Annotated in this window: 19 protein-coding genes, 1 tRNA gene and 1 pseudogene; 12 read left to right on the plus strand and 9 right to left on the minus strand. The window is 32.2% G+C overall.

Annotation, left to right across the window (positions count from 1 at the left end; all coding sequences use genetic code 11):
- Positions 1–208: 208 nt before the first annotated feature.
- The 8 genes from groL to miaB all read right to left on the minus strand — a co-directional run bounded on the left by groL (position 209) and on the right by miaB (position 7,902).
- The gene (gene groL / locus P8H50_RS03655; protein ID WP_300205707.1) at positions 209–1,846 is read right to left on the minus strand and encodes a chaperonin GroEL; all 1,638 of its coding nucleotides are present in this window, start codon (positions 1,844–1,846) and stop codon (positions 209–211) included.
- Between the two features lie 99 nt (positions 1,847–1,945).
- Positions 1,946–2,224: a co-chaperone GroES gene (locus P8H50_RS03660; protein WP_300205709.1), complete on the minus strand. Its 279-nt coding sequence runs from the start codon at positions 2,222–2,224 to the stop codon at positions 1,946–1,948.
- Positions 2,225–2,407: 183 nt separating this feature from the next.
- Positions 2,408–2,752 (minus strand): preprotein translocase subunit SecG, encoded by a 345-nt coding sequence (gene secG / locus P8H50_RS03665; protein ID WP_300205711.1) that lies wholly within the window; start codon positions 2,750–2,752, stop codon positions 2,408–2,410.
- Positions 2,753–2,761: 9 nt separating this feature from the next.
- Positions 2,762–3,658 (minus strand): hypothetical protein, encoded by an 897-nt coding sequence (locus tag P8H50_RS03670; RefSeq protein ID WP_300205713.1) that lies wholly within the window; start codon positions 3,656–3,658, stop codon positions 2,762–2,764.
- Entirely contained in the window at positions 3,659–4,165 is a 507-nt protein-coding gene (locus P8H50_RS03675; protein WP_300205715.1) for an LptE family protein, read from the minus strand.
- 39 nt (positions 4,166–4,204) lie between these two features.
- Positions 4,205–5,461, minus strand: a complete 1,257-nt coding sequence (locus P8H50_RS03680; RefSeq protein WP_300205717.1) for a sigma-54 dependent transcriptional regulator — start codon at positions 5,459–5,461, stop codon at positions 4,205–4,207.
- A gap of 18 nt (positions 5,462–5,479) precedes the next feature.
- Positions 5,480–6,445: a hypothetical protein gene (locus P8H50_RS03685; protein WP_300205719.1), complete on the minus strand. Its 966-nt coding sequence runs from the start codon at positions 6,443–6,445 to the stop codon at positions 5,480–5,482.
- Positions 6,446–6,459: 14 nt separating this feature from the next.
- Positions 6,460–7,902: a tRNA (N6-isopentenyl adenosine(37)-C2)-methylthiotransferase MiaB gene (gene miaB, locus P8H50_RS03690; protein WP_300205721.1), complete on the minus strand. Its 1,443-nt coding sequence runs from the start codon at positions 7,900–7,902 to the stop codon at positions 6,460–6,462.
- A 323-nt stretch (positions 7,903–8,225) separates the two neighbouring features.
- On the opposite strand from miaB, the gene topA reads away from it, so the two are divergent.
- From topA to P8H50_RS03725, 7 genes are all read left to right on the plus strand, one after another.
- Entirely contained in the window at positions 8,226–10,730 is a 2,505-nt protein-coding gene (gene topA / locus P8H50_RS03695; RefSeq protein WP_300205723.1) for a type I DNA topoisomerase, read from the plus strand.
- A gap of 10 nt (positions 10,731–10,740) precedes the next feature.
- Positions 10,741–11,907: a formimidoylglutamase gene (locus tag P8H50_RS03700; protein WP_300205725.1), complete on the plus strand. Its 1,167-nt coding sequence runs from the start codon at positions 10,741–10,743 to the stop codon at positions 11,905–11,907.
- Between the two features lie 162 nt (positions 11,908–12,069).
- Complete coding sequence (gene gldK, locus P8H50_RS03705) at positions 12,070–13,440, plus strand: gliding motility lipoprotein GldK (RefSeq protein ID WP_300205727.1); 1,371 nt, start codon at positions 12,070–12,072, stop codon at positions 13,438–13,440.
- Positions 13,441–13,516: 76 nt separating this feature from the next.
- Entirely contained in the window at positions 13,517–14,149 is a 633-nt protein-coding gene (gldL, locus tag P8H50_RS03710) for a gliding motility protein GldL (protein ID WP_300205729.1), read from the plus strand.
- A 46-nt stretch (positions 14,150–14,195) separates the two neighbouring features.
- Complete coding sequence (gldM, locus tag P8H50_RS03715) at positions 14,196–15,758, plus strand: gliding motility protein GldM (protein WP_300205731.1); 1,563 nt, start codon at positions 14,196–14,198, stop codon at positions 15,756–15,758.
- 35 nt (positions 15,759–15,793) lie between these two features.
- Positions 15,794–16,693, plus strand: a complete 900-nt coding sequence (gene gldN, locus P8H50_RS03720; protein WP_300205733.1) for a gliding motility protein GldN — start codon at positions 15,794–15,796, stop codon at positions 16,691–16,693.
- Between the two features lie 149 nt (positions 16,694–16,842).
- Positions 16,843–17,886, plus strand: a complete 1,044-nt coding sequence (locus P8H50_RS03725) for an FAD-dependent oxidoreductase (protein ID WP_300205736.1) — start codon at positions 16,843–16,845, stop codon at positions 17,884–17,886.
- 5 nt (positions 17,887–17,891) lie between these two features.
- Here P8H50_RS03725 and P8H50_RS03730 read toward each other — a convergent pair whose 3' ends face one another.
- Positions 17,892–18,275, minus strand: a complete 384-nt coding sequence (locus P8H50_RS03730) for a DUF983 domain-containing protein (RefSeq protein WP_300205738.1) — start codon at positions 18,273–18,275, stop codon at positions 17,892–17,894.
- An 86-nt stretch (positions 18,276–18,361) separates the two neighbouring features.
- Here P8H50_RS03730 and P8H50_RS03735 point away from each other — a divergent pair, with 86 nt between their 5' ends.
- The 5 genes and pseudogenes from P8H50_RS03735 to P8H50_RS03755 form a co-directional block, all read left to right on the plus strand.
- Positions 18,362–20,269, plus strand: a complete 1,908-nt coding sequence (locus tag P8H50_RS03735; RefSeq protein ID WP_300205740.1) for an ATP-binding cassette domain-containing protein — start codon at positions 18,362–18,364, stop codon at positions 20,267–20,269.
- 111 nt (positions 20,270–20,380) lie between these two features.
- Positions 20,381–20,521, plus strand: a pseudogene (locus P8H50_RS03740) (TolC family protein); the annotation flags it as partial.
- A gap of 77 nt (positions 20,522–20,598) precedes the next feature.
- Positions 20,599–20,781, plus strand: a complete 183-nt coding sequence (locus P8H50_RS03745) for a CPXCG motif-containing cysteine-rich protein (protein ID WP_300205742.1) — start codon at positions 20,599–20,601, stop codon at positions 20,779–20,781.
- Positions 20,782–20,899: 118 nt separating this feature from the next.
- A tRNA-Met gene (locus tag P8H50_RS03750) sits at positions 20,900–20,972 on the plus strand.
- Positions 20,973–21,413: 441 nt separating this feature from the next.
- Positions 21,414–24,186, plus strand: a 2,773-nt coding sequence (locus P8H50_RS03755) for an SNF2-related protein (RefSeq protein WP_300205744.1), incomplete at its 3' end; no start/stop codon positions are given.

The raw sequence follows: 24,186 nt of genomic DNA on the forward strand, positions 1-24,186 counted from the left end.
CTGCTCACAACAAAGTATAAGTATAATAAGGGTTGCAAGGCTATATCTAATGGTAGTTTTGTGCTCTCAACATTAGTTTTTAAACCTATATAAAAACAAACAAATCCCTTACTATACTTATACTAGACCGTTAAACGAACCTTAATAAAAAACGCTTCCAGAAATCAATCTAGAAGCGTTTTTTTAATTTATCTCTGGCGATTTGCCATTACATCATGCCTGGCATGCCTCCACCCATTCCGCCTGGCATTCCACCACCAGCAGATTCTTCTTTAATGTCTATTAAAGCACATTCTGTAGTTAAAATCATTCCTGCAACAGACGCTGCATTTTCTAATGCAATACGTGTTACTTTTTTAGGATCGATAATACCAGCTTTAAGCATGTCTACATAAGTTTCAGATTTAGCATCGTAACCAAAGTCTTTTTTGCCTTCTAAAACTTTGTTTATTACCACACTACCTTCGCCTCCTGCATTTTCTACAATGGTACGTAAAGGAGATTCTATCGCTCTTGCAACAATTTGTATACCAGTAGTTTCATCTAAATTTTCTGTAGTAATTTTTTCTAACACTTTTTTGGCTCTTACTAAAGCAACACCACCACCAGCAACAATACCTTCTTCAACAGCAGCTCTTGTAGCATGTAAAGCATCGTCTACACGATCTTTCTTTTCTTTCATTTCTACCTCACTAGCAGCACCAACATATAATACAGCAACTCCACCTGCTAACTTAGCAAGGCGTTCTTGTAGTTTTTCTTTATCGTAGTCACTAGTAGTAGATTCTATTTGCGACTTGATTTGGTTGACTCTATTTTTTATTAATGATTTGTCTCCAGCACCATTAACAACAGTAGTATTGTCTTTATTTATAGTAATACGTTCTGCAGTTCCTAGCATTTCAATAGAAGCATTTTCAAGTGTAAAGCCGCGTTCTTCAGAAATTACTGTTCCACCAGTTAAAATAGCAATATCTTCTAACATCGCTTTACGTCTGTCTCCAAAACCTGGAGCCTTTACTGCAGCAATTTTTAAAGAGCCACGTAATTTATTAACTACTAAAGTTGCTAAGGCTTCACCATCTAAATCTTCTGCAATAATTAATAATGGTTTTCCAGTTTGTGCAACTGGCTCTAAAACAGGTAATAAATCTTTCATTGTAGATACCTTTTTGTCGTATAACAACACATAAGGATTCTCTAAATCTGCAATCATTTTTTCACTATCAGTAACAAAATAAGGCGATAAGTAACCTCTGTCAAACTGCATACCTTCTACAACGTCTACATAAGTATCTGTTCCTTTAGATTCCTCTACAGTAATTACACCTTCTTTGCCAACTTTACCAAAAGCTTTGGCAATTAAGTCTCCTATAAGTTCATCGTTATTAGCAGAGATTGAAGCGACTTGTTTAATTTTTTCAGAAGAATTTTTTACTTCTTTAGCTTGCTTGCCTAAATCTTCTACTATTGCAGCTACAGCTTTGTCGATACCACGTTTTAAATCCATAGGATTTGCGCCTGCTGCAACATTTTTTAAGCCTTCTTTTACAATGGCTTGTGCTAAAACAGTAGCAGTTGTTGTTCCATCTCCAGCTAAATCGTTAGTTTTTGAGGCAACTTCTTTTACCATTTGTGCTCCCATATTTTCAAGAGCATCTTCTAATTCTATTTCTTTTGCAACGCTTACACCATCTTTAGTAACTATAGGTGCTCCAAATGAGCGACTAATAATTACATTTCTTCCTTTTGGTCCTAAGGTTACTTTTACTGCATTTGCTAATGCGTCTACACCACGTTTTAAACCGTCGCGAGCTTCAATATCAAATTTTATATCTTTTGCCATAATTGAAATTTTATTTTTTATTCCTACGGAAGCAGGAATCTTATTAATTGAAATTATTTGTTAGTAAAACAGAGTACTGCTTTCGCAGGAACGACAGGATTATATAATAGCCATTATGTCTTCCTCACGCATCATTAAATAATCTACACCATCTAATTTTATTTCGGAGCCAGAGTACTTTCCATAAAGTACAGTATCTCCAACTTTAACTGTTAGTGGTTCGTCTTTTTTTCCGTTTCCTATTGCAACAACAGTACCTTTATGTTGCTTTTCTTGTGCGCTATCTGGAATATATAATCCAGAAGCAGTTTTTGTTTCAGCAGGAAGTGCTTCAACTAGTACACGATCTGCTAGTGGTTTAATGTTTATTTTACTCATTGTTATTGTTGTTATGTCCTAATCTATACAGATAAGACGGTTATGTATTATTCTATTAGTTAACTAAGCTAAAAATGTGCCATTAAAATGTAACTGACAAACTTACAGATTAAACTCAGGAACAAATAGAAACAAAAAATGCCAACTGAAAAGCTGGCATTTTTATTAAGATATATATTGTTTTTACTCTTCAGTATTCATTGTTTTTGTAGAATCGTCTGTAGCTGGTGTAGTTGCAGGTTCTACAGGAGTAGAAATAGCATCTGGATCTAAGGCTTTAGAGTCTTGTACAACTCCACTACGAGTAATAGTTAGGCTTGAAGCCAAAATTAATGCTACTAAAATAGCACCTAATGTCCATGTGCTTTTATCTAAAAAGTCTGTTGTTTTCTTTACACCACCTAATTGTTGAGTTCCACCTCCACCAAAAGAGGAAGATAATCCACCACCTTTAGGATTTTGTACCATTATTACTACTATTAGTAAAAAAGCTACCACTACGATTAAAATTAATAATATTGTAAACATGTTATTCCTTTAATTATTTTGTTCTTGTAATTTTTTAATTGCTTTAATTTGGTCTGCAAAGAAACCACTTTTTTCTGGATATTTCAAACTTAATATTTTATAAGATTGAATTGCCTTTGTATAGTTTTTTTGCTCAAGGTATATACGTGCTAAAGTCTCTGTCATAAGGGCTTCAGGCTGTATCATCTGTGCTTTAGCAATGTTTTGTTTTGATGCTGGTGTTTTTTTAGCGCTTAACTTTGGGCTTTCCTCAATAAATTTTTCGATAAGTTCAAACTTTTTTGCTCTTGCTAATTTGCTTTTAGACGCTTTAGTTTTATTTTCTTTTGGCTCGTTTTGTAACGATTTTTCTTCACGATTAATAGGTGTATAACGCGTTAAGCTTAACCACTCGTTAAAGGAATGGGTTTCGTTTTTATTAAATTCAAGTGGTTTTCCAAGATTTAAAACATGTTCTGTTTTTTGTAATGCTTCAGTTTTAGAATTATGATTTTCTGTTTTAGATTGAAATAATCCTGGATCTAAAGTGTCTTTAGTGTCTTCAATTTGCTGTTTTAAGATAGTGTCTATAACTACACGTTTTTTAATAGAAATGTCTTCTGCATCAACATTAATGTCTAATAAATGACCACTACTTTGCTTGATGTATTTAGAGATTTCATTTTGAGTAAATATTTCTGAAGTTATAAAATCGAATAATATACTTCTGTCTGTTGTATAGGCTGCAGTTGTTTTTAAGGCACTATTATATTTAAAGCTATCGGCATTTTTTAAGCCTTTTAAATGGAGTGCTCTTGCAGATTGAAAATACGGGAAAGCTTCAATTACATTTTTCAAATCTTGGGTTTGAGACTTGTTAATGTGTTGAGGTGCTTTAATTATATTTAAAAAATCAGTTTGATTCATTTACCACTTCGCTAGAGATGCATTAAAAATATCTTGAGTAATACGTTCGAAAATCTCATCTAGAGCAGTGTCTTTTAAACTTCCAGAAAGTAGAGCACCTCCTTCGTAATCATAGAAGAAAGAGAAGTTGTTTTCAAAATCGTCGTCTTCTGCCTTTTTATTATAAAAACGAACACGAACACTAACAGACAGTCTGTTTTGTGCTGCTGTATTATTTGCTGTTGCTGTTGTGGGAGAGATACGATATTCTGTAATTTCACCTTCGTAAACTAAGTCTCCATTAGAATTAACTAGCTCTAGATTGGTTTGATTTAGAATTAAATCTTGTAATGCAAGTGTAAAATCTCTATCTAATCCTGGCTCTATTTGAGCAGCTGTATTTTGGAAGTAATTAACTTGAAAAGATTTTACATCGTCTCGAATGTTTGTTCCCGATAGCGAATAATATCCACAGCTAAAGAGTGAAAGTGTAATTACTAATAAAAGGATATGTTTTGAGTATTTCATTTACTATTTTACTTGATATGAAATTAAAATAACGAAAAATTATAAATCAAATTGTTTAATTTTTCTATAAAGTGTACGTTCGCTAATTCCTAATTCTTCGGCAGCTAGCTTTCGTTTACCACTGTGTCTCTCTAAAGATTTTTTAATGAGTTCTAATTCTTTATCATGCAAAGATAGGGTCTCTTCTTCCTCTATTTCTTCAGCAAAATGATACTTATCATTAGTTTCTTTAATATGGTTTTTGGTGGCCTCAGATTTCTCAGGAATAGCTAATACTTGTAAGTCTTCTAAATTGTCTTCTGAAGTGCTTTCGCCATAAATTTTCTCAATTAAACTTTGATTGTCTTCTTGCACATCTTTAACGTTACCGTTTTTCATTAACTCCATGGTAAGCTTCTTTAAATCATTTAAATCGGCTTTCATATCAAACAAAACTTTGTATAAAATTTCACGTTCGCTACTAAAGTCACTTTCAGACTTAGAGGTTTTTATTACTGCAGGAAGGTTGTTAGATGCTGAAGGTAAATAACCGTTTAAAGTAGTTGCAGAAATAGTTCTATTTTCTTCTAAAACCGAAACTTGTTCAGCAACATTTCTTAACTGTCTAATATTACCATTCCAACGGTATTTTATAAGATTTTGAATAGCCTCTTCTGTTAATTTTATAGTTGGCATTTTGTATTTTAGTGCAAAATCGCTGGCAAATTTTCTAAAGAGTAAATGTATATCTTCCTGTCGCTCACGAAGAGGAGGAAGGTTTATTTCTACAGTGCTTAATCTGTAGTATAAATCTTCACGAAACTTTTCTTTTTTAATAGCTTCGAACATGTTAACGTTTGTAGCAGCAACAATACGTACATTAGTTTTTTGTACTTTACTTGAACCTACTTTTATAAACTCACCATTTTCAAGTACACGTAATAAACGTACTTGTGTAGTTAATGGCAACTCTCCAACTTCATCTAAAAAAATAGTACCACCATCTGCAACTTCAAAATAACCAGATCGTGTAGCTGTAGCACCTGTAAAAGCCCCTTTTTCGTGGCCGAAAAGCTCGCTATCTATAGTGCCTTCTGGTATTGCACCACAGTTTACAGCAATATATTTACTGTGTTTTCTATGAGAGAGTTGGTGAATAATTTTTGGAATACTTTCTTTACCAACACCACTTTCTCCTGTAACCAATACAGAGATGTCTGTTGGCGATACTTGGATTGCTTTTTCAATAGCACGATTTAATGTGGCACTATTTCCTATAATCCCGAAACGTTGTTTTGTTGCTTGAATAGATTCCATATTCTTTTTTACTAAACTTTAATTTAGGTAGTTAAAACGTTCATTAATTACAAATGAGAATCCTCCATCGAAACTGTAAGAAATATCTCTTGTAGAAATTCTATTACCAGCATCGTATTGTAAAATAAAATTATAAGTATCACCATCTATAGTTGTACTGCTCCAGTTTTTTGTGGCATGAAATTGCGCAATAGGAGAGCCAATTTCATCATCATATTCGTCGCTTAAAAAACTTAGTAAGTATTGCTCGTCGTAAACTACTTTTAGCGGATTGTTGAAAGTATCGTAACCAAATGAGATTGTACTGTTGTTTTCTCCTGAAAGCACACTATTGGATACATTACCATCGCTATTGTAAGTTAATTCTTCGGCTTGTATACTTATAGAACTATCAAAAGATTCTTTTTTAATTAACCTTCCAGAATTATCTAAAGTAAAAACGGTTTCTATTGTAGATCCTACTTCTGTTCTTGTAATTTCATTTCCGCTAAATATAAAATTATAGATATATTCTTCATCAAAAGTAGGGTCTTCTAAGTCATAATAATTATAGGTTATTTGCGAAATATCATTACCAGAATAGGTAACATAATATTCGTTTGTTACAGTGCCAGAAGGTGTTGTGCTAATATCGCTAATAATTTGTCCTAGACCATTTCTAGTAATCGTTTGGTTTTCTGTAGCTGGAGGACTTCCTGCAACCGTTAACAAAATATTGCTAGAAGTAATTATGTTGTTGGTAATAGTAATATCGCTATTTGTTATGGTTTGAATTGGGACTCCAAAAAAAGTAAAACTAATATCTGTATCTAATTCGTAAACTGATAAAGCAAGATCTGTACTACCGCTTCCTGGATCTGTAGGATCGTTTGGGTCTGTAAGAATATTAGGATTGTTTAAAATACTAAAATCGCTATCTAAAGGTTCGTTTTCACAGCCAGTAAATAAGGCTAAGGTGAATACTATTGCAATTAATTTTTTCATAAGTATGTGTTTAATTATTTTTTTGAATACCCAACAGCTTTGCCTATTAGTGTCGCTTTTGTGCAATCTGTTACTTTTACTTTTACAAAATCACCAATATTGTAATTTTCCTTAGGGAAAACGGCAACAATACTGTGTTGGCTTCTTCCAGACCATTGGTCTTTAGATTTTTTAGATTCTTTTTCTATTAATATTTCTATAGTTTTTCCTAAAAACTCTCGTGTTCTAAACTCACTGTGTTTTAATTGAAGCGCAATAATCTCGCTTAATCTTCTACTTTTTATTGTTTCTGGAATATTATCTTCAAATTTTCGTTCAGCAAGCGTTCCTGGTCTTTCAGAATACGAGTACATGTAGCCAAAGTTGTATTTTACAGACTCTAATAGACTTAGTGTGTCTTGGTGATCGTCTTCGGTTTCAGTAGGGAAACCAGCAATCATATCTTGGCTTATTGCACAATCAGGAATAATTTGGCGAATATTATTTATTAATGTAAAATACTCTTCGCGAGTATGCAATCTGTTCATTGCTTTTAAAATTCGGTTACTTCCGCTTTGAATAGGCAGGTGAATATGGTTGCATATATTATCATATTTAGACATTGTTTTTATGACGTCTAAACTCATATCTTGAGGATTAGAAGTAGAAAAACGAATACGCATATTAGGTTGCGCTTCTGCACATATTTGAAGTAATTTCGAAAAGTCTACAGCTGTAGCTTTTTGCATTTCTGTAGCTTTTACAAAATCTTTTTTTAATCCTCCACCATACCAAAGGTAGCTATCTACATTTTGGCCAAGTAATGTAATTTCTTTATAGCCTTTGTTCCACAAATCGTTTACTTCCTCTACAATACTTTGCGGATCTCTGCTACGTTCTCTGCCACGTGTAAAAGGGACAACGCAAAAGGTGCACATATTATCACAACCACGTGTAATAGATACTAATGCAGTTACTCCATTACTATTTAATCGTACAGGAGAAATATCTCCATAAGTTTCGTCTTTAGATAATACAACGTTTATAGCATCATGTCCATCTTCTACTTCTGTTAGAAGATTTGGTAAATCTTTGTATGCATCTGGGCCAACAACAAGATCAACTATTTTTTCCTCCTCTAGGAACTTGCTTTTTAAGCGTTCTGCCATACAGCCTAAAACACCAACTTTCATTTTAGGGTTTATGCGTTTTACAGCATTATATTTTTCTAGACGCTTTCTAACGGTTTGTTCGGCTTTATCTCTAATGGAACACGTATTAACCAATACTAAATCTGCCTCTTCTAAATTAGTAGTAGTATTGTAGCCTTGCTGGTCTAAAATAGAGGCCACAATTTCACTGTCGCTAAAATTCATAGCACAACCATAGCTTTCAATAAATAGCTTTTTTGAATTGTTTTCTTTTTGCTCTAAAATTAAAGCAGCTCCTTGTTTGCTTTCGTCTATTGTTTCTTCCATAAATTTTTTGAAAACACCATAGGTCAAGTTTTGTGCCTTTTCTTTAAAAGGTAGACGCAAAGATAGATTAATTTATAGAATATGACAATCTGACAGTGTGTTAATTTTTTAATAAGAATTTTAATTCTAAAGCAAATTATATAAAAAACATTTGATTAATTTAAATTTGAAGTAAAAATAAATTCTTATTAAAATATATAAAATTACATAGTTTGTAAGGCTTAATTTATAGTTGTTTGAAGCTTAAATTTAGATTGATTTGCTTATAAATTAGGTTCATATATTTTTTTTGATATACATTTGTAACCTCAAAAATCCTAAGAATGGCGAAGAATTTAGTAATAGTTGAGTCACCTGCAAAAGCAAAAACAATCGAAAAATTTCTTGGAAAAGACTTTAAAGTAGAATCAAGTTATGGGCACATTTCTGATTTGCCTTCCAAAGAATTAGGAGTTGATGTTGATGGTGATTTCGATCCAAAATATCAAGTATCCTCAGATAAAAAAGCAATTGTAAAAAAATTAAAAGAGTTAGCTAAAAAAGCAGAAATGGTATGGTTAGCTAGTGATGAGGATCGCGAAGGAGAAGCTATTGCTTGGCACTTAGCAGAATCTCTAGATTTAGATAAAGAGAAAACAAAACGTATTGTTTTTCATGAGATTACTAAGTCTGCAATACAAAAAGCTGTAGAAAACCCAAGACAAATAGACTACGATTTGGTAGATGCACAACAAGCAAGACGTGTATTAGATAGGATTGTAGGTTACGAGTTATCTCCTGTATTGTGGAGAAAAGTAAAAGGAGGATTGTCTGCAGGACGAGTACAATCAGTATCAGTACGACTTATTGTAGAACGCGAACGAGAAATTCAAGATTTTAAAGCCCAAGCATCTTATAGAGTAGATGCAGAATTTTCTAATGAAGAAGGACAGTCGTTTAAAGCAAAATTACCAAAGTCTATTACTACAAAAGCTGAAGCTCTTAAGTTTTTAGAAAAAAATGCTAATACTACATTTAAGGTTTCAGATTTAGAAAAAAAACCTGCAAAAAAATCACCTTCAGCACCATTTACAACGTCTACATTACAACAAGAAGCATCGCGTAAATTGTATTTTTCAGTAAGTAAAACCATGACTATGGCACAACGCCTTTACGAAGCTGGTTTAATTACTTACATGAGAACTGATAGTGTAAATTTATCTAACGAAGCTAAGCAAGGCGCAGCAAAAGAGATTATTGATGCTTATGGTAAAGAATATGCTAAAGAACGAAATTATAAAGGAAAATCTAAAGGAGCACAAGAAGCACACGAAGCAATTAGACCTACAAATTTTTCTGTACATTCAGCAGGATTAGATTACGATCAAACAAGATTATACGAGTTAATCTGGAAACGTGCTATTGCATCACAAATGAGCGAGGCTAAACTAGAACGTACTAATGTGAAAATAAATGCAGCATCACACAAACAAACCTTTACTGCAAATGGAGAAGTGATTACATTCGATGGATTTTTAAAAGTCTATTTAGAAGGTACAGACGACGAAGATTTAGAACAACAAGAAGGGATGTTGCCAGCTATGAAGGTTGGTGAAATATTGTTAAATAATAGTATTACTGCAACAGAGCGCTACACAAGAGCGCCTTATAGGTTTACAGAAGCCTCATTAGTAAAAAAATTAGAAGAGCTAGGTATTGGTCGTCCATCTACTTATGCACCTACGATATCTACAATTCAAAATAGAAATTATGTAGAAAAAGGAACTATTGATGGTGTAGAACGTGAGTACACACAGCTAGTTTTAAATAAAGGACAAGTAAAAGATAATTTGCTTACGGAAAAAGTTGGTAGTGATAAAGGAAAATTAGTGCCAACAGATATTGGTATTATTGTAACAGACTTTTTGGTTAATCATTTTGAGACTATTTTAGATTATAGTTTTACTGCAAATGTAGAAGATCAGTTTGATGATATTGCAGATGGTAAAGCAGACTGGAAAGAAGTTATGAAAACGTTTTACAAAGATTTTCATCCTAAGGTTGTAGATGTTCAAGAAAATGCAGAAAGAGAATCAGGCGAACGTATTTTAGGTGAAGATCCCAAAACTGGAAAACGTGTGAGTGTGCGTTTAGGTAAATTTGGACCAATGGTGCAAATGGGCGAAGCAGATGATGATGAAAAACCAACGTATGCAAGTTTAAGTCCAGATCAACAATTGGCAAGTATAACATTTGAAGAAGCTATGGATTTATTTCAGCTTCCAAAAAACTTAGGTAAATATCAAGAACAAGAAGTCGAAGTTAACAATGGACGTTTTGGACCGTATGTTAAATTTGGAGATGTTTTTGTTTCACTGCCTAAAGGTACCGATCCTTTATCAGTAGAGTTGGATGATGCTATTGTTTTAATACAAGAAAAGCAAAAAGCAGATGCTCCTATATATACCTACAAGGATATGCCTGTGCAAAAAGGGAAAGGACGTTTTGGACCATTTATTAAATGGAATAATATGTTCATAAATGTTAATAAAAAATACGATTGGGACAATTTATCAGATGACGATATTGTTGAATTAATTGAAACTAAAATTCAAAAAGAGATAGATAAAGTTATTCATAATTGGGAAGAAGAAGGTATTCGTGTAGAAAAAGCACGTTGGGGAAGATTTAATATTTTACAAGGAAAAGTAAAAATAGAATTGCCAAAAACAACAGAGGCTGAAGCTTTAACATTAGAACAAGTAAAAGGAATTATTGAAAAAAATGCACCAAAAAAGAAAACTAGAAAAAAAGCAGCTCCTAAAAAGAAAACAGCCGCAAAAAAATAAATAATACTGTATGAACTTTAATTTTTTATCTCCAGTTTCAGATGTGGTTCTAGCTCACAACGAGTTGTTATCAATGCAAGCGCTTGGAAGAAAATTGAAAGTACATTCAGCTCAAAACGGTATTCCTGATCTAGAAGGAGTTTCAGTTGCGCTTATTGGTGTATTAGAAAACAGAAACGACATTAATTATATAGGCGAAGAGTTTCAGCTTAACGAAATTAGAAAATCTTTTTATGCACTGTTTCCTGGAAGTTGGAATACTAAAATAGCAGATTTAGGAGATATAAATAGAGGAGAAGCAGTAGAAGACACTTATTTTGCACTAAAGACAACGGTTTCAATATTAATTCAAAAAAAAGTCATTCCTATTGTTCTTGGAGGTAGTCAAGATTTAACCTACGCTATCTATCGTGCTTACGATAATTTAATGCCTATGGTAAATATCGTAAATGTAGATTCTCGTTTCGATTTAGGAGACTCAACTAAGGCCATAAAAAATAATAGTTTTGTTGGTAAAATAATTCTAGATCAACCCTATAACTTGTTTAATTATGCGGCTTTAGGGTATCAAACTTATTTTAACTCACAAGAAGAAATAGACCTAATGGAGCGCTTGTATTTTGAAGCTTATAGATTAGGCGAGATTTCTAACGATATTACGCTTGCTGAGCCAGTGATGCGAGATGCAAATATTGTAAGTTTAGATTTAGGAGCTGTAAAAGCCTCAGAAGTAAGCTTAAAACAACGGTTGTCTCCAAACGGATTAGATGGTAAAGAAATATGCGCCATTGCACGTTATGCAGGAATAAGTAACAAGGTTTCAACATTTGGGATATTTGAATATAAACCATCTTATGACGATGAGGTTACATCAATGTTGATAGCTCAAATGCTCTGGTATTTTATTGAAGGTGTTAACTGTCGCGTCAAAGATGACGATTTTTTAGATGACAATAATCATCAAAAATTCACTACTTTAGCAGACGCAGAAGAATTAGTATTCTATAAAAGCACACAAACAGGGCGTTGGTGGATAGAAATACCTTTTTTAGCAAATGTTAATAATAAATTAAAAAAGCATACGTTATTACCTTGCACGCACAAAGATTATTTAGAAGCTTGCAATGGTAAAATACCAAACAGATGGTATAAAGCGTATCAAAAAAACAGCGTATAAGTATAGGGCATTATAAAAATTAACATTTCGTTAATCGTTTAAAAGCAATTTTACTACGATGAAATGTGTTTTTTTTCTTATAAAAAGTTGCTTTTTAGAAAATATATAAATATGTTTACGCTCTTGAAAATTTAGGAGTATATAATTAACCTCGAGTTTATAATGAATATGAAGAAGTTTGTATTATTAACAGTAGTTTTAGCATTTTTAACCGGTTGTGGTTCTAAAGATAGAGGCCAACTAGTTGGTGTTAAAGGAAAAAAATGGCATCCCGAAAAACCTTTTGGTATGACTTTAGTTCCAGGAGGAGCATTCATTATGGGTAAAGCTGATGATGATTTGGCTGGTATTCAAGATGCACCTGCAAAGACAGTTACAGTTAGAGCTTTCTATATGGATGAGACAGAAATCACTAATAGTGAATACCGTCAATTTGTAGAATGGGTTAGGGATTCAACAATAAGAACAAAATTAGCAATATTAGCTGATGAGGTTGGTGAAACTCCTGGTACTGGTGGTATTGGTGAATTTGCATTTAAAGATGCAGATCCAGCAAATTTAACACCATACGAACAATACATGATTGATAATTATAGTGGTCTTGGTGAAACAGGCTACGAAGGAAGAAAACTAAACCGTGAGGTAGATTTGTTTTTTGACACTGCAGAATATCCAGACGAATACTATGTAGAAGTTATGGATACTATGTATTTGCCAATCGAAGAATCATACAATGGACAACGTACTTGGGATGTGTCTAAATTCAAGTTTCAATACTCTTACATGGACATTGAAAAAGCTGCAAAAAATAAAAATTTACGTCGTAAAGATGTTATAATTAAAGAAGAAGTAGAAATTTATCCAGATACTACTGCATGGATTAGAGACTTTGCTTATTCTTATAATGAACCTATGCACAACGATTATTTCTGGCATGATGCTTATGGAGATTACCCAGTTGTAGGTGTATCTTGGAAACAAGCAAAAGCATTCTGTCAATGGAGAACATTACTACACAATTCTTATCGAAAAGAAAAGAAAAGACACTATGTGAATTCTTATCGTTTACCATCTGAAGCAGAATGGGAATATGCTGCAAGAGGTGGATTACAAGCTGCTACTTTTCCTTGGGGAGGACCATATGCTAAAAACGACAGAGGTTGTTTTATGGCAAACTTTAAGCCGTTACGTGGTGATTATGCAGCAGACCAAGCATTATATACTGTAGAAGCAGATGCTTTTGAAGAAAACGATTTTGGTTTATACAATATGGCTGGAAATGTTTCAGAATGGGTGAATGCGTCATACGACCCTTCATCTTACGAATACGCATCAACAATTAACCCAAGTGTAAACGAAGCTAGTAATCAACGTAAAGTGGTAAGAGGTGGTTCTTGGAAAGATGTAGCATACTTTTTACAAGTAAGTTCAAGAGATTATGAATATGCAGATTCTGCAAGAAGTTACATTGGTTTTAGAACAGTACAAGATTACATGGGAACAGAAGTTACTGCAAATTCAATAGGGAAATAATATAGCTTAAATTAGAATAAAAATAAACCTTACTTAAATAAATAAATAAACTACTTAAAATTAAAACTTAGAAATTATGGCACAAAAAGGTAAAATCACAGTAACTAATATGATTTATGGATTAGGAGCAGCAATTGTAATTGTTGGAGCTCTTTTTAAAATTCAGCACTGGCCATATGGTTCAGAAATCTTAACATTAGGTATGATTGTGGAAGCTTTAGTATTTACATATTCGGCATTCGAAAGACAACAATCAGATTTAGATTGGTCTTTAGTATATCCTGAATTAGCAGGTGGAATGACTACTAAAAAAGGAAAAAAAGAAGAGCCTAAAGACGCTGAAGGTTTATTATCTAAAAAATTAGATAGTTTGTTAAAAGACGCTAAAATTGATGGTGAATTAATGGCAAGCTTAGGAAATAGTATTAAAAATTTCGAAGGCGCTGCAAGAGGAATCTCTCCAACATTAGACGCAATGGCTGCACAAAAAAAGTATGGAGAAGAAATGTCTCTTGCTGCTGCACAAATGGAATCTTTAAATAGCCTATATAAAGTACAAATGGAGTCTGCAAGTCGTCAAGCGACCATTAACGAAGAAGCTGTTGAAAACGCAACTAAATTAAAAGAACAAATGCAATCTTTAGCATCTAACTTATCTTCATTAAATGGAGTATATGGTGGTATGTTATCTGCAATGAACAAAAACTAATTAGTTTTATATAACTAAATTATTAACAAATAAAAACTAATTAAACATGGCAGGAGGAAAAGCATCTGCAAGGCAGAAAATGATTAACTTGATGTATTTAGTATTCATCGCAATGATGGCTATGAATATGTCTAAAGAAGTACTTTCAGCATTTGGCTTAATGGACGCTAAATTTGCTGAATCTAATGTAGTAGCTACTGAAAAAAATGGCGCCTTATTAGCAGATTTAGAAACTAAAGCTGAAGAAAAGAAAGAAGAGTTTGCAGTGCCTTTTAACAAAGCGACACTAGTAAATACAGCTTCAGATAAATTTTATAAATACATTGGGACTTTAAAAGAAGACTTATTAAGAGAAGGTGGCTACTCAATTGATCCTGATACAGGTAAATTACCATTTGAAGCAATGGATAAAACAGATATCCTTGACGAAATGTGGTTTACTGGTGATCGTATGACAAAAAAAGGTCAAGAAGTAATTGCTACTATTGAAGCATACAAGAAAGAAATTAAAGATATTCTTGGTGGTGATGTAAAATATATGAAAGCTATAGAGCGTTTTGATAGACGTTTTAGTACAGCTGAGGTTGAGACAAAAGAAGGAATCAAAAAAAGTTGGTTAGATTACAATTTTCAAGGATTTCCTGCGATTGCATCTTATACTAAATTAACTGCTATGCAGAATGATGTAAAGATGACAGAGGCAAATATGTTTAACCTATTTTTGGGTAACAGTTTAGATGAAGCTGTATCTTTAAAGAAATATCAAGCTATTGTATTAGCAGATAAGTCAGCATTCTTTGCTGGAGAAAAGTTCCAAGGAAAAGTAGTTTTAGGTAAGTATGCTAATGTAACTCCAACTAAATTAACGGTCAATGGTAAAGAAGTTAATATTTCAGAAGCCATAGATTCTACAGGTGCTGCTAAATTAGATTTTACTGTTGGTAATGTCGGTGAGCAAGAAATTAAAGGAACATTTACTTTTTTAGAAGATGGTAAGCCACTTGATATTCCTATTGTAGGAAACTATGTAGTAGTGCCACGACCAAATTCTGCCACTATTTCTGCAGATAAAATGAATGTAGTTTATAGAGGTGTAACAAACCCAATGACTATATCTTTTGCTGGTGTACCAGATAACAAAGTCTCTGCATCAGGTTCAGGATTAAGCAAAGGTTCAGGAACAGGTAAATACAATATGGTACCTACAACTGGCAAAGAAGTAACTATTAGCGTAAGTGCTACACTTGACGATGGTTCTAAGGCCTCAGATAAGAAGACCTTCAGAATTAAGGATATTCCAAAGCCTGCTGGAAAATTAGCAGGTATGTCTAATGGTAAATTACCAAAAGCTAACGTTGCTGCTGGTACTATTATGGCTGAGTTAGAAGATTTTGATTTCGATTTGCCATTAACTGTTACTGGATTTAAAGTTAAAGTTCCTGGACAACCTAGTATTACAGTTAGCGGTAATAAAATGAGTGGTCAAGCAAAAGCTGCAATTAACAAAGCAAGAAGAGGTGACGATGTTACAATTTTTGAAATTAAGTCAAGATCTAGTGGTCCAGCTATTAAACCAGCTTCGCCAATAGTTATCGAGCTAGCTAACTAATTTGCTGTAAATTAATACAAACAAAAAGAAAAAAAATGAATTATAAATCTTTATTAGCAATCGTTTGTGGAGTCCTAATTTCTTCTAGCGCATTTGCTCAAGCTAACATTTTAAATGCCAAATCTCCAGGAGAGATAGGAGTTAAAACGGAAGAACAAAAAGCTTTAGATAACGATAAACCATTAGAATATGGCTATGTTGACGATAGAGATATTATGTTCGCAAAAATGACTTGGGAAAAAGTGGTTTTAGATGAACGTGTTAATTTTCCCTTATACTATCCTGTAGATACTAATAACATTGGAGCAAACAGGCGTTCTTTATACGATGTTTTAATCAGAGCAATTAAAGATGGTGATATTAAGGACGTGTATTACGATTCTTATTTCACAGGAACTAGAACGACTAAAGAGTTAAAAGATATAACAACTAAAATAGATACTTTAGATATTGGTTATGATCAATTAAACTCAGAAGGTCGTGTTGATCCTGAGTATATAACTAAAACTGAGATTTCTTCTTATAACATTAGTGCATACCTTATTAAAGGTCTATGGTATTTCGATAAGCGTCAAGGCGAATTAAAATATCGTTTATTGGGTATTGCACCAGCAGCACCAGATGTTAACTTTTTAGATTCTGATGATGAAGCCAATAAAGAACCAAATCCATTATTTTGGGTGTTCTTTCCTGATGCTAGAGAAGTATTGCATGAAGCAAAATCTTTTAACGAGAAAAATAGTTCTGTTCCTTTTTCTTTTGATCATATTTTAAACGCTAGACGTTTTAATGGTATTATTTATAAGGAAGAAAATGTATTTGGAGATCGAAAGATCGAAGAGTATATTCCAGAAAACGCATTAATGCAACTTTTAGAATCTGAAAGAATTAAAGAAAAAATAAGAAACTTCGAGTTAAATATGTGGTCATATTAACACGATAACTTAATAAATTTTTAAAACGCTCACTTACTTAAGTGAGCGTTTTTTGTTATCATTCTCTGCGAAGCGAAGAATCTCTTGTTTTTCAATTTAGTTAGACTTCTTTTTATAACTAAAATGGTATAAACCATTATCTTTGTTTTATGCAAGTAGATTATATAATAGTAGGTTGTGGTTTAGCAGGTATTTCTTTCTGCGAACAATTAATAAGTAATAATAAATCGTTTATTGTAATAGACGATAATTCTCAACAATCTTCTACAGTTGCTGGTGGCTTATATAACCCAGTAACGTTAAAACGTTTTACTCCTGTTTGGCAAAGTAAAGTTCAACTTGCTTTAGCTTTGCCAATGCTAACCATATTAGAAAAACGCCTGAATATAAAACTAGATTTCAAAGTACCTGTAAGACGACGTTTTACATCGTTAGAAGAACAAAACAATTGGTTTTCAAGATCAGACAGAGAAGGGCTTTCAGATTACATGTCTTTAGAAATTCATAAAAATAGCAATCCATTTATAATTGCAGAATTTGGTTTTGGAGAAGTATTAGAGACTGGAAGAGTAGATACTAAATTACTAATTTCAGAATATAGAAAACACCTGAAAAACAAAAACATATTAATAAATGAGACTATAGATTATAATCTTATTCAAGAAGAAGAACATAAGATTTTATACAAAAATATAGTTTCAAAGCATATTGTTTTTGCAGAAGGTTATGGTCTTAAAAACAATCCGTTTTTTAACACTTTGCCACTAGAAGGCAGTAAAGGCGAATTGGTTACTATTAAAGCTCCTAAACTAAAACTAAATTTTGTTTTAAAGTCTAGTGTTTTTATTATTCCTCTTGGAAATGATATTTATAGAATAGGATCTACTTACCATAAAAATGATAAAACTAATGCCATAACAGTTCAAGCGAAAGAGGAGTTATTGAATAAGCTAAAAGCCTTTATTACATGCGATTTTGAAGTTATTGACCAAATGGCAGGAATAAGGCCTACAGTAAAAGATAGAAAACCTTTAGTTGGTTTGCACAAAACGTATAATAATATGTCGGTTTTAAATGGTTTGGGAACGCGAGGTGTAATTATAGGTCCTTATGTTGCTAAACAATTATTTAATCATATTGAAAATAGCACACCATTAGATAACGAAATAAACATAGCTAGATTCGATGAGTAAAAACGTTATTTTTTAGCCAAAGATTTATCGTAATTCATAAAAAGATTTATCCAGATATTTCTAGACAACCTAACAATTATAGGATAAAATAGTACTTGAGAAGCAACAATAGCAACAATAGCAACATTTATAGAACTTTCTAATAGCACAAAACTTATTACAAAAGCAGCAACCGCAAATGCAATACCTACACCATAACTAACATACATAGAACCATAAAAGAAAGAAGGTTCAATTTTATACTTAGTCTTACAGTTACTACAATTTTCATGCATACTGAAGAGTTCAGTAACATCATAAGGATTTTTATTTGTGTACATAGATTCCTCATGGCATTTTGGACAAACACCAGTAATTATTCCGTATAATTTAGATCCTTTGTTAAACATAATATTTGTGTACTTTTGTCGTCATAAATTTATAATACAAAATTAAACTATCTTAATTAAAGTTAAGTAACATAAGTCACAAATCAATGCTAAACATTCATAATTTATCGATATCATTTCAAGGAGAATACCTTTTTGAAGACATTACATTTAAATTAGGAAATGGAGACAGAGTTGGACTTATTGGTAAAAATGGAGCTGGAAAATCTACCATGCTAAAAATTTTGGCAAAAGAGTTAGAACCAGATTCTGGACAAATTGCAGGAGATAAAGAATTAAAAATTGGCTTTTTAAAGCAGGATATCGATTTTGTTTTAGGTCGAACGGTTTTAGAAGAATCATATCAAGCTTTTACAGAAATTAAAGCTTTAGAAGCAAAATTAGAATCCATTAACTCACAATTAGTAGAGCGTACAGATTACGAAAGCGAAGCCTATCATGACTTAATGGTCGAGGTAAACGATACTCAACACCAATACGAAATTATTGGAGGATACAACTACCAAGGTGAAACCGAAAAAATTCTTCAAGGTTTAGGTTTTAAACGTGAAGATTTCGAGAAACTTACAGATACTTTTTCTGGTGGTTGGCGTATGCGTATAGAGTTGGCTAAATTATTACTTCAAAATAACGATGTTTTATTATTAGATGAGCCTACAAACCACTTAGATATAGAATCTATTATATGGCTTGAAGGTTTCCTAAAAAATTATGCAGGAGCTGTAGCTATAGTATCTCACGATAAAATGTTTTTAGACAATGTTACCAATCGCACCATAGAAATCTCTTTAGGACGTATTTACGATTATCCTAAACCATACACGCAATATTTAGTTCTAAGAAATGAAATAAAAACACAGCAACTAGCCTCACAAAAAAACCAGCAAAAACAAATTGAGCAAACTGAAAAGCTTATAGAAAAATTTAGAGCGAAAGCCTCTAAGGCAACTATGGCACAATCGCTTATTAAAAAGTTAAATAAAATTGATCGTATAGAAGTAGATGAAGATGATAATAGTGTTATGACTCTAAACTTTCCAGTGTCTATTACACCAGGAAAAATAGTAGTCGAAGCAGAAAGTATTTCTAAAAACTATGGAGACAATCAAGTATTAACTAATGTGAATTTAATGATAGAACGTGATGCAAAAACGGCATTTGTTGGTCAAAACGGTCAAGGAAAATCTACATTAGCAAAAATATTAGTTGGAGATATTAAACATGAAGGCACACTTAAATTAGGACATAATGTGCAAATAGGTTACTTCGCACAAAATCAAGCCGAATACCTAGATGGTAGTAAAACCGTTTTAGATACCATGATTGATGCTGCAAACGAAACCAATAGAAGTAAAGTTCGCGATATTTTAGGTTCGTTTTTATTTCGAGGAGAAGAAGCCGAAAAATATGTAAGAGTACTTTCTGGAGGCGAACGTAACCGTTTAGCATTAGCAAAGCTTATGCTACAGCCATTTAATGTACTTATTATGGATGAGCCAACAAATCATTTAGACATCAAGTCTAAAAATGTATTAAAAGATGCACTTCAACGTTTTGAAGGCACATTGCTTCTAGTCTCTCACGATAGAGATTTTTTACAAGGTTTAACCTCTACGGTTTACGAATTTAAAGACGAAAAAATAAAGAAGTATTTAGGAGATATCGATTATTATCTTGATAAGCGTCAAGTCGATAATTTACGTGAAGTAGAAAAACGTACAGTTGTTAAAGAAACGCCTAAAGAAAAAAACAAACAATCTTACGAAGAACAGAAAAAAGTAAAATCACTTCATAATAAACTAAGCAATACAGAGTCTAAAATCAATCAGCTTGAAAAAGAAATTAAAGAGATAGATGTCGAGTTGGCTGTTAACTATGAAGAAACAGTAGCAAAAACTAATTTTTTCGAGCACTATCAGGCAAAAAAAGATAGATTAGAAAAACTCATGGAAAACTGGGAGCACATTACGCTTCAGTTGGAGGAATTTAACTAATTTTTTTAGGTTTTTTTTAACGTTTAAGGTTTAAACTAAAGTCTAATTTTGTTGTCTTACTTTCAAAACCAAATTAATGCGCAAAATTATACTATCCATTATTGGCATCTAGTAAACTCTATCGAATTTAGACAAGCTCAACTAAACTTACTTAATGCAGAATTGAGTAGAAATCAAGCAAAGTTTGCTGCTAAGCTTGCAGAGTTAGATTTGTTACAGATAAGTGGACAACTTTTAGATGTAGAATTTTAAAGTTTAAAAATTTACATTTTAATTGATTACATTAAGATAAGAGGCACTATTATGTTGGACTTTAAATAAAAAAAGTAATGTACGAGCATTTTTTTCAATGTCCCTATTGTTGGGAAACCATATCCATGTTATTAGATTCAAGTGTAAGAGAACAATCTTATGTAGAGGATTGTGAGGTGTGTTGTAATCCAATGCAGTTAACACCAGTATTTGAGGCTTCAGAACTTGTTGGTTTTGAGGCTATAAATATTGAGCAATAAATTTTTGTAAAATATACTTGTAATATCTAAAAAGCATTGTATATTTGCAGTCCAAAATAATTTGATTGGTATTATGAGCCAAGAGTTAAAAGCTAAGTAAATTGTTAAGGATATAAATCGCGGGATAGAGCAGTAGGTAGCTCGTCGGGCTCATAACCCGAAGGTCACTGGTTCGAGTCCAGTTCCCGCTACTATAAGAGTAATCAGAAATGGTTACTCTTTTTTTTTGCTATAAACTCAAGTAAACAAAGGGTTTAAGGCAAACTTAACAACATTAAAAGCACTATAAATAGTTAATTAATTACAATAATTACTACCAAGGTTAAGTCTCAAATATACATAAAACTGGCAGTAAAATCCTAAAAACTGGCAGTAAATTGGCAGTAAAACTGGCAGTGATTTCTATTTTATTCTGGTCTAATAGGTCTTAAAACTTTACAATAAATTGATTACATTAGAGCTTTGTTACTATATAAAAACACATTCTAAAATAATTGATGATTAAAGGTTAATTAAAATCACAATGTTGAGTAATTTAAACAAAACATAAACTAACTAGAAAAAAACTACTAGCTCATAACAAGTTAAACAAATTAATTTATTGTAGAAATTTATAAGGAGTTAAAAAGAATATGATTAATCATTATCAATCAAAATATTACGCTTACGAATTATCTAAAAGATGTTCTTCAGACTCAACTGAAAAGTTTGGAGCAACTCTATTAGATGCAAAAGTAGACTTAAACCCACATCAAGTTGAAGCTGCTCTTTTTGCTTTTAAATCTCCTTTATCAAAAGGCGCAATATTAGCAGATGAAGTTGGTTTAGGAAAGACCATAGAGGCTGGAATATTGTTGTCACAGAAATGGGCTGAAGGTAAGCGAAGAATTTTAATTATAAGCCCATCTTCTTTAAGAAAACAATGGTCTCAAGAATTAGAAGATAAATTCTATTTACCTTCAAAAGTATTAGAAACTAAATCTTTTAATGCAGCTAGAAAAAAAGGAAAACAAAATCCATTTGACAATAAGAACAACATAGTAATTTGCTCATATCATTTTGCTAGAAACAAAGCAGAATGGGTACAATTAACTTCTTGGGATTTAGTAATTATTGATGAAGCTCATTACCTTAGAAACTCCTACAAGCCAACTAATAAAATTGGTAATACATTAAGAGTAGCTCTTGAAGATAAAAAGAAAGTATTATTAACAGCAACACCATTACAAAACTCAATTCTTGAGCTGTATGGATTAGTTTCCTTTATTGACAGTAATATTTTTGGTGATTTAAAAAGTTTCCGTACTCAGTTTTCAAGAGCAGATGAAACTGAATTTGAGGACTTACAGGATAGAATAGCTCCTATCTGTAACAGAACATTAAGAAGACAAGTTCAAGAGTATATAAACTATACTAACCGTATTCCTATTACAGAGCAGTTTGTTCCTTCTGATGAAGAACACGCTTTATATGAAATGGTTACAGAATACCTTCAAAGAGAAGAATTATATGCTTTACCAGCTAGTCAGAGGCATTTAATGACTCTTATTCTAAGAAAACTTCTTGCTTCATCTAGTTTTGCAATTTCTGGAACATTACAAAATTTAATTAAACGCTTAAAAGCTACAATTAAAGAAAATGAGATTAATAAAAACCATATTGAAAAGCTTGATTCTGAAATTCTAGAGGATTATGATTTGTTTGATGAAATTCAAGAAGAGTATAAAACTTCAGAAGATGAACTAGACAATGAAATTGAAGATGTAGTTGAAATTTTATCTGAAGAACAAATTGCTGCCATTAAAAATGAATTAAAGGACTTAGAAGCTTTTCATGAACTTGCTTGTTCTATTGAGCACAATGCTAAAGGAGATAAACTTTTAGTTGCTCTTTCAAAAGGGTTTGATAAACTTAAAGAACTTGGAGCTAATCAAAAAACTATCATTTTTACAGAATCTCGAAGAACTCAAACTTACCTTTTAAACTTATTAGAAAATAATGGTTACAAGAATAAAGTCACCTTGTTTAATGGAACAAATAATGATGAGAAATCAAAACTTATTTATAAATCTTGGCTTGAACAAAACAAGAATTCTGATAAAATAACTGGCTCTAAAGCTGTTGATATTAGAGCTGCTCTTGTAGACCATTTTAAATCTGATGAAAGTCAAATTTTATTAGCTACTGAAGCAGCTGCTGAAGGTATTAATCTTCAGTTTTGCTCTATGTTAGTTAACTATGATTTACCATGGAATCCTCAACGTATAGAACAACGTATAGGTAGATGTCATCGTTATGGTCAAAAATATGATGTTGTTGTTATCAACTTTTTAAATACTAAAAATGCAGCAGACCAAAGAGTATTTGACCTATTAAACCAAAAATTCAGCCTTTTTAATGGTGTGTTTGGTGCTTCAGATGAAGTTTTAGGTAGTATAAGCTCTGGTGTAGATTTTGAAAAAAGAATTGCAAAAATTTATCAAAACTGTAGAACAAAAGACGAGATAGAATCCTCTTTTGATAGTCTTCAAAAAGAACTAGAAGAACAGATTGACAATAAAATAAAATCCACACAACAAAAGCTTTTAGAAAATTTTGATGCAGATGTTATTGATAAGCTTAAAACACGTTTAGATGAAGCCAAAAACCATGTGTCAAAATATGAACAATGGTTATGGGAAATCACAAAATTAGGTTTAAACGGTAAAGCAACTTTTGACAATAAAAACCTATCATTTGTTCTAAACCAAAACCCTTTAAAAAAGCATGTTCCAACAGGTCCATATACTGTTCATAAAGACAGGGAAGATATTCATCGTTACAGAATAGGTCATCCTATTGCGCAACACTTAATACAAGATTTTAAAAGGAAGGAACTTGCTTTTACAGAATTAACTTTTGACTACACCAACACAAAGCTAAATATAGCTTCAATAGAGCATCTTGTTGGTAATTCTGGTGTGTTGCATCTTGAGAATTTTGAAGTCAATTCTTTTGATGTTACAGACAATTTATTATTTGTAGGTTTTACTAAAGATGGTGAAGAAATTTCTAATGATATTTGTAAACGTATTTTAGAACTGCCTGTGATTTCTGCAAATAAAAACAGGGTGCTTTCTGAATCTGAAAAAGTAAAACTTTCTGAGTCTAGAAATACACATAAAGAATTACTTCTAGAAGCTCTTAAAGCAAAAGATACTGACTATTTTCAGCAAGAAGTAGATAAGTTACATAAATGGGCTGAAGACAGAATAATAGCTTCAGAAAAAGAATTACGTGATGTAAAATCTAAAATTAAAGAGTTAAACAGGAACTCAAAAAAAACAAGCTCTACTGATGAATTGTTAAAAATTCAAACAGAGCTAAAATCTTTAGAGAAACAAAAAAAGAAACTACGTCAAGAAA

It is taken from the genome of Lacinutrix sp. (assembly GCF_029238095.1).
Taxonomy (GTDB): Bacteria; Bacteroidota; Bacteroidia; order Flavobacteriales; family Flavobacteriaceae; genus Lacinutrix.

Bases quoted from the DNA above. Each gene is read 5' to 3' on its own strand.
- groL (WP_300205707.1), bottom strand. From the start codon at position 1,846: ATGGCAAAAGATATAAAATTTGATATTGAAGCTCGCGACGGTTTAAAA.
- P8H50_RS03660 (WP_300205709.1), bottom strand. From the start codon at position 2,224: ATGAGTAAAATAAACATTAAACCACTAGCAGATCGTGTACTAGTTGAA.
- secG (WP_300205711.1), bottom strand. From the start codon at position 2,752: ATGTTTACAATATTATTAATTTTAATCGTAGTGGTAGCTTTTTTACTA.
- P8H50_RS03670 (WP_300205713.1), bottom strand. From the start codon at position 3,658: ATGAATCAAACTGATTTTTTAAATATAATTAAAGCACCTCAACACATT.
- P8H50_RS03675 (WP_300205715.1), bottom strand. From the start codon at position 4,165: ATGAAATACTCAAAACATATCCTTTTATTAGTAATTACACTTTCACTC.
- P8H50_RS03680 (WP_300205717.1), bottom strand. From the start codon at position 5,461: ATGGAATCTATTCAAGCAACAAAACAACGTTTCGGGATTATAGGAAAT.
- P8H50_RS03685 (WP_300205719.1), bottom strand. From the start codon at position 6,445: ATGAAAAAATTAATTGCAATAGTATTCACCTTAGCCTTATTTACTGGC.
- miaB (WP_300205721.1), bottom strand. From the start codon at position 7,902: ATGGAAGAAACAATAGACGAAAGCAAACAAGGAGCTGCTTTAATTTTA.
- topA (WP_300205723.1), top strand. From the start codon at position 8,226: ATGGCGAAGAATTTAGTAATAGTTGAGTCACCTGCAAAAGCAAAAACA.
- P8H50_RS03700 (WP_300205725.1), top strand. From the start codon at position 10,741: ATGAACTTTAATTTTTTATCTCCAGTTTCAGATGTGGTTCTAGCTCAC.
- gldK (WP_300205727.1), top strand. From the start codon at position 12,070: ATGAATATGAAGAAGTTTGTATTATTAACAGTAGTTTTAGCATTTTTA.
- gldL (WP_300205729.1), top strand. From the start codon at position 13,517: ATGGCACAAAAAGGTAAAATCACAGTAACTAATATGATTTATGGATTA.
- gldM (WP_300205731.1), top strand. From the start codon at position 14,196: ATGGCAGGAGGAAAAGCATCTGCAAGGCAGAAAATGATTAACTTGATG.
- gldN (WP_300205733.1), top strand. From the start codon at position 15,794: ATGAATTATAAATCTTTATTAGCAATCGTTTGTGGAGTCCTAATTTCT.
- P8H50_RS03725 (WP_300205736.1), top strand. From the start codon at position 16,843: ATGCAAGTAGATTATATAATAGTAGGTTGTGGTTTAGCAGGTATTTCT.
- P8H50_RS03730 (WP_300205738.1), bottom strand. From the start codon at position 18,275: ATGTTTAACAAAGGATCTAAATTATACGGAATAATTACTGGTGTTTGT.
- P8H50_RS03735 (WP_300205740.1), top strand. From the start codon at position 18,362: ATGCTAAACATTCATAATTTATCGATATCATTTCAAGGAGAATACCTT.
- P8H50_RS03745 (WP_300205742.1), top strand. From the start codon at position 20,599: ATGTACGAGCATTTTTTTCAATGTCCCTATTGTTGGGAAACCATATCC.